This window comes from Mycobacterium sp. IS-2888, assembly GCF_001954215.1.
In the GTDB taxonomy this organism is placed as follows: domain Bacteria; phylum Actinomycetota; class Actinomycetes; order Mycobacteriales; family Mycobacteriaceae; genus Mycobacterium.
In genome coordinates, this window is the sequence record NZ_MBET01000051.1 from 16345 (window position 1) to 30224 (window position 13880).

Consider the following 13880-nt stretch of genomic DNA (forward strand, 5'->3'; position numbering starts at 1 on the left):
GTGCACGTCATTATCTTGTCCGGACAATAATCTAATCCTGCATGGGACACGATCTGTTAGGCCTTGAGGGGCGCATCGTCCTGGTCGCCGGCGCAGCGGGCGGCGGCATCGGTACCACCGTCACGCGCATGGTCGCCCAGGCGGGGGCGACCGTCGTCGCGGTGAGCCGCGATCAGGACAACCTCGACCGGCACGTCGGCCCTCTACAAGCCGAGGGACTCCCAGTGGTGCCGGTCGCCGCCGACGCCTCCACCGACGACGGCGTGAGTGCCGCGCTGGCGGCGGTGGGGCGCATCGACGGCGAATTCCACGGGTTGGTCAACGTCGCGGGTGGCGCCGATCCGTCGACGTGGATGCCGTCGACCCGGGTGACGCGCGCCGACTGGCGTGAGTTGTTCGCCCGCAACCTGGAGACCATGTTCTTCATGAGCCAGGCGGTCGCCGCGGAACTGAAGCGCCGCAGGAGCCCGGGCTCGATCGTCTCGATCTCGTCGATCAGCGGGATGAACACCGCGCCCTTCCATATCGCTTACGGCACAGCCAAAGCCGCGATCGTCGCGGTCACCCGCACCATGGCGCTGGAGCTGGCGGCCGGCGAGAACGGCGCCGCGATCCGGGTCAACGCGGTGGCGCCCGGCGTCACCGAGACGCCGGCGTCGACCACGTATGTGGACGCCGACCCCGAACGCGACCGTCGCGCCATTGCGATGGGACGCCGCGGCCGCCCTGAGGAGGTGGCCGGCGCGGTCCTTTTCCTGCTGTCGGATCTGTCCAGCTACATCACCGGGCAGACGCTGCTGGTCGACGGCGGCCTGAACCTCAAATGGGGGCACCTGGCCGCCGACAACACCTCTGTGTTCCTCAAGGACGAAAACTTCCGCGCGGCGATCACACGCTGGGACTAGGGAGAAAGGAAAAGCGATGACCGATAACGGCGCGGCCGCGGCCGACGAGCTGACCGGGCCGGTCACGATCCCGGTGGAAGCGTATGTGTCCGAGCAATACGTGCGTGCCGAGCGCGACAAGTTGTGGCGAAAGGTGTGGCAGCAAGTCGGGCGGGTCGAGGATCTGCCCAAGGTGGGCAGCTACCTGACCTACGACATCCTCGACGACTCCATTGTCGTCGTGCGTACCGGGCCCGACACCCTGGCGGCGCACCACAACGTGTGCATGCACCGTGGCCGCCGCCTGGTGGATGTCCCGCCGGGGGCGAAAAGCGCTTGCGGCCAAAAGAAGTCGTTCGTGTGCGGATTTCACGGCTGGACCTACGACCGGGACGGCACCTGCATCCACATCCCCGAACAGCAGGACTGGCAAGGGGCGCTGACGCCCGAGAACACGCACTTGGCAAAGGTCAAAGTCGATACCTGGGGTGGGTGGATCTGGATCAACATGGATCCCGGGTGCGAGCCGCTGCGCGACTATCTCGAGCCGGCCGCCACCATGCTGGATCCGTTCGGATTGCAGGACATGCGCTGCAAATGGCGCAAGTGGCTGCATTTCGAATGCAACTGGAAGGTCGCGATGGAGGCCTTCAACGAGACCTACCACGTCGCGACCACACATCCACAGTTCAACAAATTCGGCAACTTTCGCGGCTGGGCCAAGGCACAGGGAAAGCACAGCAACATCGGCTACGACGCGCCCGCGGAGCTGGAAGAGACCAAATCGAAGATCCGGCTCGGCACCGGCGCGGACCCGCGCGTCTCGACCGCCGAGATGCAGATCTACACCTTGGAGGAAACCAACGCCACGACCACCAGAACATTGGTGGAGGCGGCCCGCCGGCTGGTCGACGAGCTGCCAGAGGACGCACCCCCCGGCACGGTGCTCGAGCACTGGCTGTCCTCGGCGCGGCGCGACGATGCCGCGCGCGGCGTGGTCTGGCCCACCATCGACCCCGAGCACCTGGCCCGCAGCGGCACCGCGTGGCAGATCTTCCCGAACTTCCAGATCGGGCAGGGCCTGACGACCGCGCTGTGCTATAGCGCCCGCCCTCACGGCTACGACCCGGACCAATGCATCTTCGAAGCCTCGTGCTACGAGCTGTATCCGAAAGGCGAAGAGCCGCAGACCGAATGGGTATACGCGCCACCCGACGACCCGAACTGGCGCAGCGTCCTGCCCCAGGACTTCTCCAACATGGCCGCGGTCCAGCAGGGCATGAAATCGCTCGGCTTCCGAGGCCCCAAGCCCAACCCCTACATGGAGCGCAGCACCGCGAACCTGCACCGCAACCTCGCCGAGTACATGGGCACCGGTGCGCCCCGCGAACTCGCCCCCCAACCGGAAAGAGAGATGGATCGGTGAAAGTCAACCTTGGGTTCGGATCGCACAACTCCCACGACTGGGACCGCGTGCTGGCCGGGAATTTCGCCGACCCGCCCGCGACCCCCGACTGGGAGTGCGTGCAGGGCACGCTCGCGATTGCCGACCTCGCCGAACCGCTCGGCTTCGACGGCATCTGGATGCCGGAGCACTGCGGGACCCCATATGGCATGACGCCCAACCCGATTCAGGCCCTGAGCTATTTCGCCGGGCGCACCGAACGCGTCAGCCTCGGCACCTTCGTCGTCGTCGCGCCGTGGTGGCACCCGGTGCGGCTGGCGCACCAAATCGCCTACCTCGACATCCTGTCCAACGGCCGGTACACGACGATCGGAATCGGTCGCGGGGTCTCCAAGGGCGAGTTCGACGCCGTCGGCGTGCCCCGTGAGGAAAGCCGGCAACGGTTCAACGAGACGCTAGACATTCTGCAGCTGGCCCTGTCCGGGGAGCGGTTCTCCTACGAGGGGGAGATCTTCACCGTGCCGGAAATGTCGCTTCGGCCCGAACCCCAAAGCGACGACCTCTTTTCGCGCATCTACAGCTCGTCATCGACCGCGGAGTCGCTGGAGATCCTGGCGCGACGCGGCATGGTGCCACTGTTCGTGGGCAACAAGCCGATCGAGGACGCCGGACGAGAAGTGCAGAAAGTGAACACGTTCCGCAAGGAAGAAGGCTTGGGGCCGTGCCAGCCGAAAAATGTGATGTTCATGTATTGCACGACCGACGATCCGGGCAAGTCCGAAGAATGGATCTGGACCGCCAACCGCGACGTCACCGTGCATTACGGATTCGCCGACGCGTCGAACTTCAAGGGCGTCAAGGGCTATGAAGCCTATGCGGCCCGGGAGGCCAGCGCCACCGCGGTCCTCGCCTCGTCGGTCACGGGCCCCGAGGCCGGCGCAGCCAAAGGCCCGTCCAAGACGCCGGGCTACCACGCCTCCAATCTGCTGATCGGCACGCCGGAGGAAATCTTCAACCGGATCCAGGCCGCTCAGCGGGCCTGCTCGTTCTGCGAGCTGACGATCGTTCCGCAGTTCGGCACCATGCCCTACGCCGAGGCGATGGCGAGCACCGAACTCTTCGCCAAAGAGGTGCTGCCGGCCGTCCAGAAAATGGAGGCCCCGCTGCACCCCGCCGCGCTCCCGGAGAACGCGCTGGCATGACGAATCCGGATTGCCCACCCACGCCGACGCCGGACGACATCGACCTCCCGGCGTTGCGCGAAAAGTACCGCCAGGAGCGCGAAAAGCGGCTGCGCCCAGAGGGTTCCAAACAGTACATCGAACTCGTCGACGACTTTGCTGGGTTTTACGAAACCGACCCGCACTCGCCGCCGCTGGTCCGCGACGCGATCTCGGAGGACATCGACGTCGCCGTGCTCGGCGGTGGCTTCGGGGGCCTGCTGTGTGCCGCGTATCTGAAGAAGGCCGGCGTCGACGACGTCCGGATCATCGAGTTGGGCGGCGATTTCGGTGGCGTCTGGTACTGGAACCGGTTCCCCGGGCTGCAGTGCGACAACGAATCGTACTGCTACATACCACTATTGGAAGAGCTCAACTACATACCGAGCAAGAAGTTCGCCGACGGCACCGAGATCTACGAGCATTGCCGGCGCATCGGAAAGCATTTCGGCCTCTACGACTCCGCGATCTTCTCCACCCAGGTCCGGGCCCTGCACTGGGACGAGGACATCAAGCGCTGGCGGGTCAGCACCAATCGCGACGACGACATCCGGGCCCGATTCGTGGTCATGGCGTCGGGCCCCTTTCACCGGCCCAAGCTGCCCGGCATTCCGGGCATCAACGACTTCAAGGGGCACAGCTTTCACTCGTCACGCTGGGACTACGAATACACCGGCGGCGATAGCAACGGCGGGCTGCACAAGCTCGCCGACAAACGCGTCGCGGTGGTGGGCACCGGGGCGACCGCCGTCCAAATCGTGCCGTTCCTGGGCCGGGATGCCAAACAGCTCTACGTGTTTCAGCGCACGCCGTCGTCGGTGGGCGCACGCAACAACACGCCGACCGATCCCGAGTGGGTGAAAACGCTGCGGCCGGGCTGGCAGAAGGAGCGGCAGCGCAACTTCCACGCCTGGACGTTCGAGGGAATGGCGCTGGGCCAACCCGACTACGTGTGCGACTTCTGGACCGAGCTCGGCCGCAATACCGCCGCGCGGGTTCTCACACTCGAAGACCCGGCGTCGATGACGCCCGAGCAGTTCATGACCATCCGCGAAGAAGAGGACTACAAAGTCATGGAGCGCCTGCGGCGCAGGGTCGAGAGCATCGTCGACGACCCCGGCACGGCCGAGGCGCTCAAGCCCTACTACCGTTTCCTGTGCAAGCGACCATGCACCAACGACGACTACCTTCCGACCTTCAACCGTCCCAACGTGACACTGGTCGACGTGTCGTCGACGAAAGGCGTGGAGCGGGCGACGGAAAAGGGTCTGGTCGTCAACGGTGTCGAGTACGAAGTCGACTGCATCATCTACGCCAGCGGGTTCGAGATCACGACGGAGATCAGCCGCCGCTACTCCATCGACACCATCGCCGGCCGAGGCGGGTTGTCGCTTTTCGACCACTGGCGCAACGGCTACAAGACATTTCACGGGATGACCAGCCGCGAATTTCCCAACCAGTTCTTCACCGGGTTCACCCAGGTCGGTATCTCGGCGAACATCGCAGCCAACTATGAACTGCAGGGCGAGCACATCGCCTACATCATCTCCGAAGCGTTGGCCCGCGGCGCGGCTACGGTCGAACCCACCCAAGAGGCGCAGGATGAATGGTGCAAAACCATCCGGGACACCGCGATCGACAACAGCCAGTTCGACCTGGAATGCACACCGGGCTACTACAACAACGAAGGCGGTGGCATGGGAACCGCGAAGGGCGAAGGGATCCGGTCCCATCTGGGTGAGCCCTACGGGCCCGGCTTTTACGCCTTCGGCGACCTGTTGGCCGCGTGGCGCGCCACCGGTGAGCTGGATGGCCTCGCGTTGGGATCGTGATGGCTGAACTCAGGTTCGACGATCGGGTGGCCGTCGTGACGGGCGGCGGCAGGGGACTGGGGCGCGAGTACGCGCTGCTGTTGGCGTCCAGGGGTGCCAAGGTCGTCGTCAACGACACCGGCGGCGCTCTGACCGGATCCGGCACCGACGAGGGTCCCGCGCGGCAGGTGGTCGCCGAGATCACGGCGGCGGGCGGCGACGCGGTGGCATCCGTTGACTCGGTGGCGACGCCCGAAGGTGGCCAAGCCATCATCCAAGCCGCACTCGCGAACTACGGGCGGATCGACATCCTCGTCCACAACGCCGGCAACGTGCGGCGTGCCTCGCTGAAGGAGATGAGCTACGAGGATTTCGATGCGGTCATCGACGTTCATCTGCGCGGGGCCTTCCACGTGGTGCGGCCGGCATTCCCCGTCATGTGCGCCGCGCACTACGGCCGTGTCGTCTTGACCTCGTCGATCGGCGGCCTGTACGGCAATCACGCGGTCGCGAACTACGCCGCCGCCAAGGCGGGCCTGATCGGGCTGTCCAATGTCGTCGCACTCGAAGGCGCCGCCGACGGCGTGCTCTGCAATGTCATCGTCCCGTCGGCGGTCACCAGAATGGCTGAGGGCCTGGATATTTCGGCATACCCACCGATGGGCGCGGAGTTGGTGGCGCCGGTGGTGGGCCTGCTGGCGCACGAAACCTGCCCGGTGACCGGTGAGATGCTGATCGCCATTGCGGGCCGGGTGGCCAAAGCGGTTGTCGCGGAGACCCCCGGCGTGCACCGTCCCTCGTGGTCGATCGAGGACGTGGCCCAGCAGATCGACGCCATCCGTTATCTCGCTGCGCCGCTGGTCTTTCCCGTTGTACCCGATGGTCATACCGACCACATCCGCTACAGCTTCGACACCGCCACGCGAGCGACCCGGGAAGGCGCCAGCCATGGCTGACCACGGGGCCGGACCGCTGGCCGGTGTGCGTGTCATCGACCTCACGGCGATGGTGATGGGTCCCTACTGCACCCAGATCATGGCCGACATGGGCGCCGACGTGATCAAGGTCGAACCGCCGCAGGGAGACGACACGCGCTACATCTCGGTCGGTCCGGTGCGGGGCATGGGCGGCGTCTTCGTCAACGTCAACCGCGGCAAGCGCGGTGTCACCCTCGACCTGCAGTCCGACTCCGGCAAGATCGCCCTGCGGGCGCTCATCGAACAGGCCGACGTGTTCATCCACTCGATGCGGTCCAAGGCGGTCTCCCGGCTCGGCTTCAGCTACGACGAAGTGGCCGCGATCAATCCCGCCATCGTGTACACGAACTGCTACGGGTACGGCCGGCGTGGGCCGAAGGGAGATTTGCCGGCCTACGACGACACGATCCAGGCCGCGTGCGGGCTGCCCTACGTGCAGGAACAGCTGACCGGCGAACCCAATTACGTGGGAACCATATTGGCCGACAAAGTCGCCGGGCTCACCGCGCTCTACGCCACCATGATGGCGTTGTTCCACCGCGAGCGCACCGGGGAGGGGCAAGAGGTCGAGGTCGGCATGTTCGAGACGATGGCCTCGTTCATGCTCGTCGAACACGCCAACGGCGCCATGTTCGACCCGCCGCTGGGCCCGGCGGTCTATCCCCGCACGGTCGCCCCCAACCGGCGGCCGTACCGCACCAGCGACGGGTACATCGCGGCACTGATCTACAACGACAAGCACTGGGCCGCGTTCATGGAAGCCGTGCGGCCACCGTGGGCCAGCGATCTCTACGGCACGCTCGAGCGGCGCTCGCGCCAGATCGACACCGTGTACGCGCTACTGGCCGAAACGCTGGTGCAGCGAACGACCCAGGAATGGCTCGACCTCTTTCGCGACCTTCAGATCCCCGCCGCGGCGCTGTCCAGCCCGGCGACCTTGTTCGACGACGACCACCTCAACGCCGTCGGTTTTTTCGAGACGCTGGACACGGTCCACGGCCCGGTGCGATTCCCCGGTGTGCCGACGTGGTTTTCCCGGACACCGGGCCGCGTCGCCGGGCCCGCTCCGGAGTTGGGCGCGGACACCGCGGAGGTACTCGAAGAACTCGGACTGGCGCCCGCAGACGCGAATCCGGGCGCGCCGGCATAACCCGAAAATGGGGCCGCCGCAACCGGAAACCGTTGCGTGTCTTCGCGTGTCTATCTCCTGAATCCGCCCGCGACGCCACTAGGCTGGCTGCGATCAAGAGGAGGGGCAGCGACGCATCGGCATGGGCCAGGGCGCGTTAACAGCGGACACTGATCCGGGCGGGAGGCATCCCGCACCGGCGCCTTCTGCTCGGCGGCCCCGGTGGGTCGCTCCCGTGCGACGTGTCGGTCGGCTGGCGATCTGGGACCAACCGGAACGGCGCAGCGGCATTCCCGCGCTGGACGGGCTTCGCGCGATAGCGGTCGCGCTGGTGCTCGTCGGGCACGGTGGCATCCCCGGCGTGAGCGGCGGGTTCATCGGCGTCGACATCTTCTTCGTCCTCAGCGGCTTCCTGATCACCTCGCTGCTACTCGACGAGCTCAGGAGCAGCGGCCGTATCGAGCTGACCGGCTTCTGGATTCGCCGTGCCCGCCGGCTGTTGCCCGCGCTGGTGTTGATGGTGATCACCGTGGGGGCGGCCCGCGAACTCCTTCCCTACCAGGCCCTGAACGGACTGCGGGACGACGCGGTCGCGGCGTTCCTGTGGATCGCGAATTGGCGGTTTGTGGCCCAGAAGACCGACTACTTCACGCAGGGCGCCCCGCCCTCACCGCTGCAGCACACCTGGTCGCTCGGGGTGGAGGAGCAGTACTACTTCGTCTGGCCGGTGCTGCTAATCGCGGTCACGCTGCTGTTGGCGGCGCGGGCCAGGCGTTACTTCATGCGGGCGACCGTGGGCGGGGTCCGCTTCGCCGTGTTCGTGATCGCGACGTTGGGGGCGCTGGTTTCGGCCGCGGCGGCCATCGTGTTCGTCTCCGACAGCACCCGCGACCGAATCTATTTCGGCACCGACACCCGCGCGCAGGCGTTGCTGGTCGGCTCCGCGGCGGCGGCTCTGCTGGTTCGGGATTGGCCGTCGCTGAACCGCGGCTGGTGCATGATCCGGACTCGGTGGGGGCGTCGCACCGCGCGCGCCCTGCCGTTTGTCGGGGTGGCCGTTCTGGCGGCCGCCACACACTACGCGACGGGCAATGTCGGTGAGTTCCGCCACGGTCTGCTGATCGCGGTCGCGATCGCGGCCGTGTTGGTGGTCGCGCCGGTGGCGATGGAACAGCGCGGCGTCATCGCCCGCATCCTGGCCACGCCACCACTGGTGTGGCTCGGCACCATTTCCTACGGCGTCTATCTGTGGCACTGGCCAATCTTCTTGGCACTCAACGGGGAACGAACCGGCTGGACCGGGCTGCCGCTGTTCGCCGCCCGGTGTGCCGCCACGGTGGCCGTGGCCGCCGCATCGTGGTGGCTGATCGAGCAACCGATCCGGCGCTGGCGACCGGAGCGGGTACCGCTGTTGCCGCTGGCGGCTGCCACCGTGGCGAGCGCCGCCGCGATCACCTTGTTTCTGGTCCCGGTGGGAACCGGGCCCGCGCTACGGGAGACCGGTTTGCCGCCGGGGGTTTCCTCCGTCGCGGCGGTGTCGCCGTCGCCGCCCGGCGTGGTTCGCCCGCGGCCTCGAGATCCCAACCGCCCGTTCACCGTTTCGGTGTTCGGCGATTCGATCGGCTGGACCTGGATGCACTATCTACCGCCGACGCCCGGATTCGCTTTCCTCGACCACACCGTCATCGGTTGCAGCCTGGTGCGCGGCACGCCGTACCGGTATATCGGCCAAACGCTGGAGCAAAGAGCGGAATGCGACACCTGGCCGACGCGCTGGTCGACGCAGGTCGGCCAGGACCAGCCGGACGTCGCCCTGCTCATCATCGGCCGCTGGGAGACCGTCGACCGGGTGAACGAGGGGCAGTGGACCCACATCGGCGATCCGACCTTCGACGCGTACCTCAACGGTGAGCTCGACCGGGCGCTGAACATCGTGAGCGTGCCGGGGGTTCGCGTGGTGGTGGCGACCGTGCCCTACAGCCGCGGCGGCGAAAAGCCGGATGGCCGCCTGTACCCGGAGGACCAGCCGGACCGGGTCAACCAGTGGAACACCATGCTGCGCAACACGGTTAGCCACCACAAGGGCGTCCAGATCCTCGACTTGAACAAGAAGCTGTGTCCGGACGGTGTGTACACCGCCAAGGTCGACGGAATCAAGGTGCGCAGCGACGGCGTGCACCTCACCCCGGAAGGCGTGAAGTGGCTGACGCCGTGGCTCGAGGAATCGCTGAGGTAGGCGTTAATCGTTTGTGCGGCAGCTGATTTCCATGCTGTCGCTTTCGCGGACCTGAAAATTGAAACTGGTATAGCCGTTGTCGGGATTGCGCACGAGCTCGAGGTAGGGACCGGTGTCCGCCGCGCTGGTGTTGTCGGCGACGATCAACGCACCCGTGGGCAGGCGCGGTTCGAGCAGCTCAATCACCGGCAGATACAGATCTTTCCAACCGTCGAGCAGGACGAACTCGACAGGCCCGTCCAGGTGCTGCAACGTGGTGAGGGCATCGCCTTCGAGAATGGTGATGACCTCGTCCAGGCCGGTCTCGGCGAAGGTTTTCTTCGCAGCGGCGATCTTGGTCTCGCTGAGCTCGGTGGTGACCACTCGGCCGATGCCGTTGTCGCGCACCGCGCCCGCCAGATGAACGGCCGAGATGCCGAACGACATCCCGAATTCGACCACCGTGGTCGGACGCGTCGCGCGCACCAACGCGTACAGCAGGCGGCCGGCTTCGGGGGTCACCGGGATGTAGAACTCGCTCATCGCCTCGGCGCGTTCCGCGGTGGTCATCGGCCGGGCGAACTGATCGCGCCGCTCCCGCAAGAGCGACATCTGGTTTTTCGCTTCGTTGTACATCCGGTCGAGAACGGTCGCGACCCGAGGGTCCTGCAAAGTTGTGGCCATGCCCACGAGGGTAGGCCGTGACCGCGCGCCGAGTTTGACGAGGAGCGAGCCCCATGTCAGCATTGACGGGCAAGCACCTCGGTAGGTGAGGCGTCTGCACGGATACAGGCCACTGACCCCGAACGTCGAGAGACGCCCCGGGTCAGGACAGCTCTTCCCGGACCCAAGGGTTGAGCCCAAGTGGCTTCCGGAGATGTTCCGGATACGCCGTGCAGTGCCAAAGCTCCGACGAGAGGGGTGCGACCGGCGTTGTTACGCCGGTCATTTCCTCTTCCGTTACCGAGGTGACGACACCCGCGTGTGTCCCGGCCGTGAGGAGGTGAGGGCGAGATGAGTCCCGGCGATAGTCCCTATCCGAGATACCCCTTGCCCCGACCCGGTTCCGGCATTGCTTTGTCCGCCTGAAGTGGCGTGCATGCCCGAATGCCATGAGCCGATCGGGCCTCCAGAAGGAGAAAGATCATGGCTTTCGTTGTTACGCACCGTGTTACCGGTCGGACCCGTCGGCAGGGATGGGCGTTCCTGCGGTCGGCTCGGCTGCTGGCTGACAAGTTGCGCGCCCGCAGCGCGCTGACTCCCCAGGAGCGGGCCAACCTGTACGTGTCACGGATGCCGATCGCGGTGGTTACCGCCTCGTTGGGTGGCCACCCCCCGGTCGACGACCGGCGGTGATTCGTTCCATCGTCCGGCCGGTGTCGCGCAACTACCGCGAATCGTTGGGCAGCAGAACGATTTTCCCGTGCGTGTGCCGCTGTTCGAGCTCCTCAAAGGCGTCGGCGACCCGGTCCAGCGGGTAGGTTGCGGCGATGTCGAAGTCAAGGGCACCGGTGGCGACCAGGTGGGCGATTTCGGCGAGCACTTCCGGGGTCGACGCCTCCTGGCTGCCCTCGGTCTTGGCGCCGACTTCGCCCGCCTTCTGAAACGAGATGATGGTATCGATCCGCTCGGGCGCCACGCCGAGATCGACTGCGAGCTGGACGTAGTCCGGACCGAACAAGTCGATGAACGCATCGATTCCGTTCGGGGCGGCCTCTCGCAGCCGGTCGGCCAGGCCTTCCCCATAGACGACCGGGACGACGCCGTGCGCGCGCAGCCAGTCGGCGTTGCCCGGCCCTGCGATGCCCAACACCCGCGCCTGGCGCAGGACCAGCAGTTGTACGACAAGGCTGCCGACCCCGCCCGCCGCCGCCGATACGGCCACAGTCTCGCCCGGTTGGGGCGCGACGGCCCGGACGGCGGCATACGCCGTCACACCCACGACGTAGAGCGAACCCGCGACCTCCCAACTCAATTCGGGAGGTTTGCGGATCAGTTGATTGACGGGAACCGCGGTGTGGGTGGCATGGCTGGATCGCCGGAAACTGAAACCCAGCACCTCGTCGCCGACCTCGAACTCGGTGACTCCCGGCGCTACGGCGGTCACGACGCCGGCAAGGTCGCTGCCCTCGCCGGACGGAAACGTGGCGGGGAACATGTCGTGCATCGCCCCGACCCGGATACCGGCCTCGCCGGGGTTGATGCCGGCCGCGCGAACTTCCACCACCACCTCGCCCGGCCCCGGCTCCGGCATGTCGATGTCCGCCACATACAACTCGTCACGGCCCCCGTAACGGTCGAACCGTACGGCGCGCGCCGTCGCAGCCGTCATCTCGTTCTCCTTCGCCCAAACGCTTGCCCACGCCAGCATAGGCCGCGGATTCTGCGTGCCCGCCGGAGAAATTTGCGCGTATGTTCGTATGCGCTGGTGTTGTGCCGTCAGCGGATTGGCAGGGAAGGAATGTCCATGGAGCTTGCTCGGACAACCGTCGCCGGCTTGAGCGTCGCCGCCCTTGCGGTAGGCGCCGCGATCGCAGGCTGCGGCAACAACAAGACCCCGGCGACGTCGTCCTCGGCCACGTCGAGCGCCACGGCGTCATCGACCGCGTCCACCGCGGTAACCGGCCCGTCGCCCGGACAGACCACGGATTACAGTGGGCTGCTGATCAAGCCGAGCGACATCGGCCCGGACCTCACCACACCCCAACCACCCGTGCTGAATCCCAACAATGCGCCCGGGGTTGCGCAGTTGTTCGCCAACGCCGACAACAGCCGCCGAATCGGGGACACCATCTTGATCGTCGCCGATCCCCAGACCGCGGCGGCCGGCATCGAGAACACCAAGGCGAACTACGCGGGCAAAGTCAGCGGCACGTGGCAGCCGGTCGACGTGGGATCCAACGGGGCAATGATCTCCGGGACATCGCCGGACAACTCCCAGGCGGTGACGGTGCTGTTGTTCAGCGAGGGCAAGGCGCTGGTCAACCTGGAATTCGACAGTGCGCCCAACGATCCCATCGATCCGGGCATGGCGACAGACATCGGCCGCAAGCAAGACGCGGCGATCAAGAGCGGGTTGCCGCCCAGCTGAGGTAGGTGGCTAGACGCCGCGGTCGCGCGGAATGTCTTCACCCGCAGCGATGTTGGGGCAGCTAGGCGATGACCTGGACGGGATCGCCGACGTTCACCTGGTTGAAGTACCACGCGGCGTTGTCCGGGCTCAGGTTGATGCATCCGTGACTGACGTTCGCATGGCCTTGCGAGTCAACCGACCAGGGGGCCGAGTGCACGTAGACGCCGCTGTTCGTGATGCGGACCGCGTACGACGCGATGATGTTGTATCCCTCGGGCGAACTCAGCGGGATACCGATGGTCCGCGAGTCCATCCGCACGGTGCGCTCCTTGGACAGCGCGGTGAAATTGCCGATCGGTGTCGGGCGGGTGGGCTTCCCCATGGATGCCGGCATCGTGCGAAGCACCTCGCCGTTTCGGCTGACGGTGAACGTGTGCTCGGACACGCTGGCAACACCGAGTAGCGCGTCACCGGTGTCGAAGCCGGTCGTCAGGGCCTGCACACCCACCGAGACGTGGCTGTGGGCGGGCCAATAGCGGTTCGGAACCCACTGCACGACATTGTTGTCGACCCACTCGAAGTGTCCCGGCACGTTGCTCGGCGAGCTGACGTGGATGGTCCGCTCAGCGCCAACGCGATCGGTGACGGGCGCAGTGAACGTCACCACTACCGGGTGCGCCACGCCCACCACGGCGCCATCGGCCGGCGAAACGGTCGCGACTGTGGGAATCGGTTGGGGCAGCGGGACGGCGGCCACGCCGCGGGCGGCGCTGCCCAGCAGGCCCATGCCGGCGATCGCTACCATAACGAATAGATAACGAACCATACGACGCATGGCGTCCGCCCTTCGAGATGGTGCGATCAACACAACGTTATTGTACTGACTGTCTACCCTTTACGGGTTTTAGCAAACATACACATCGCCGCCAGGTACGTGGCGATAACGACCCGATTACCCGTTGAGTTCGATCCGATCACCGGGCTGCGGACCACCGGCAAACGATCGGGTGCACCCCTCCGAAGCCACGCACGGCGGCGCGCCCGCAGCCCGAGACATGCCCACGAAAGAGGGGTCAGCACACTGGCTTTCGCTGGACGCAACGTCCTGACCTGCGACCGAACGTCGATCTATGCCATGCCATCGGCGGCAAGGGTGCGAAATCTGG

12 protein-coding genes and 1 riboswitch are annotated in these 13880 nt (G+C 66.2%); of the genes, 9 read left to right on the top strand and 3 right to left on the bottom strand.

The window, feature by feature from the left end:
- Nucleotides 1-41: 41 nt before the first annotated feature.
- The 7 genes from A5745_RS07940 (at nt 42) to A5745_RS07970 (ending at nt 9662) form a co-directional block, all read left to right on the top strand.
- Nucleotides 42-905, top strand: a complete 864-nt coding sequence (locus A5745_RS07940; protein ID WP_076115667.1) for an SDR family NAD(P)-dependent oxidoreductase — start codon at nt 42-44, stop codon at nt 903-905.
- Nucleotides 906-921: 16 nt separating this feature from the next.
- Entirely contained in the window at nt 922-2310 is a 1389-nt protein-coding gene (locus tag A5745_RS07945; RefSeq protein ID WP_076115668.1) for an SRPBCC family protein, read from the top strand.
- Nucleotides 2307-3491, top strand: a complete 1185-nt coding sequence (locus tag A5745_RS07950) for an LLM class flavin-dependent oxidoreductase (protein ID WP_076061368.1) — start codon at nt 2307-2309, stop codon at nt 3489-3491. The genes A5745_RS07945 and A5745_RS07950 overlap by 4 nt, the downstream gene beginning before the upstream one ends.
- A complete protein-coding gene (locus A5745_RS07955) occupies nt 3488-5341 on the top strand; it encodes an NAD(P)/FAD-dependent oxidoreductase (protein ID WP_076115669.1) in 1854 nt (617 codons plus the stop codon). The genes A5745_RS07950 and A5745_RS07955 overlap by 4 nt, the downstream gene beginning before the upstream one ends.
- Nucleotides 5341-6276, top strand: coding sequence for an SDR family NAD(P)-dependent oxidoreductase (locus A5745_RS07960; protein WP_076061364.1), 936 nt, complete (start codon nt 5341-5343; stop codon nt 6274-6276). The genes A5745_RS07955 and A5745_RS07960 overlap by 1 nt, the downstream gene beginning before the upstream one ends.
- Nucleotides 6269-7447, top strand: coding sequence for a CaiB/BaiF CoA-transferase family protein (locus tag A5745_RS07965; protein ID WP_076115670.1), 1179 nt, complete (start codon nt 6269-6271; stop codon nt 7445-7447). The genes A5745_RS07960 and A5745_RS07965 overlap by 8 nt, the downstream gene beginning before the upstream one ends.
- A 121-nt stretch (nt 7448-7568) precedes the next feature.
- The gene (locus A5745_RS07970; RefSeq protein WP_139329495.1) at nt 7569-9662 is read left to right on the top strand and encodes an acyltransferase family protein; all 2094 of its coding nucleotides are present in this window, start codon (nt 7569-7571) and stop codon (nt 9660-9662) included.
- A gap of 3 nt (nt 9663-9665) precedes the next feature.
- On the opposite strand, the gene A5745_RS07975 is transcribed toward A5745_RS07970, so the two are convergent.
- Nucleotides 9666-10325, bottom strand: a complete 660-nt coding sequence (locus tag A5745_RS07975) for an O-methyltransferase (protein ID WP_076115672.1) — start codon at nt 10323-10325, stop codon at nt 9666-9668.
- A 70-nt stretch (nt 10326-10395) separates the two neighbouring features.
- Nucleotides 10396-10569, top strand: a riboswitch (M-box (ykoK) riboswitch).
- Nucleotides 10570-10787: 218 nt separating this feature from the next.
- Here A5745_RS07975 and A5745_RS07980 point away from each other — a divergent pair.
- Nucleotides 10788-10997 (top strand): hypothetical protein, encoded by a 210-nt coding sequence (locus tag A5745_RS07980; RefSeq protein ID WP_076115673.1) that lies wholly within the window; start codon nt 10788-10790, stop codon nt 10995-10997.
- 31 nt (nt 10998-11028) lie between these two features.
- On the opposite strand, the gene A5745_RS07985 is transcribed toward A5745_RS07980, so the two are convergent.
- Nucleotides 11029-11973, bottom strand: a complete 945-nt coding sequence (locus A5745_RS07985; RefSeq protein ID WP_076115713.1) for an NADP-dependent oxidoreductase — start codon at nt 11971-11973, stop codon at nt 11029-11031.
- 135 nt (nt 11974-12108) lie between these two features.
- Between A5745_RS07985 and A5745_RS07990 the strand changes: the two genes are divergently transcribed.
- Nucleotides 12109-12732 carry a hypothetical protein gene (locus A5745_RS07990; RefSeq protein WP_076115674.1) on the top strand — a complete coding sequence of 208 codons (624 nt, stop codon included), beginning with the start codon at nt 12109-12111 and terminating at the stop codon, nt 12730-12732.
- 61 nt (nt 12733-12793) lie between these two features.
- Here A5745_RS07990 and A5745_RS07995 read toward each other — a convergent pair whose 3' ends face one another.
- Nucleotides 12794-13549, bottom strand: coding sequence for a L,D-transpeptidase family protein (locus A5745_RS07995; RefSeq protein WP_076115675.1), 756 nt, complete (start codon nt 13547-13549; stop codon nt 12794-12796).
- Nucleotides 13550-13880 lie beyond the last annotated feature (331 nt).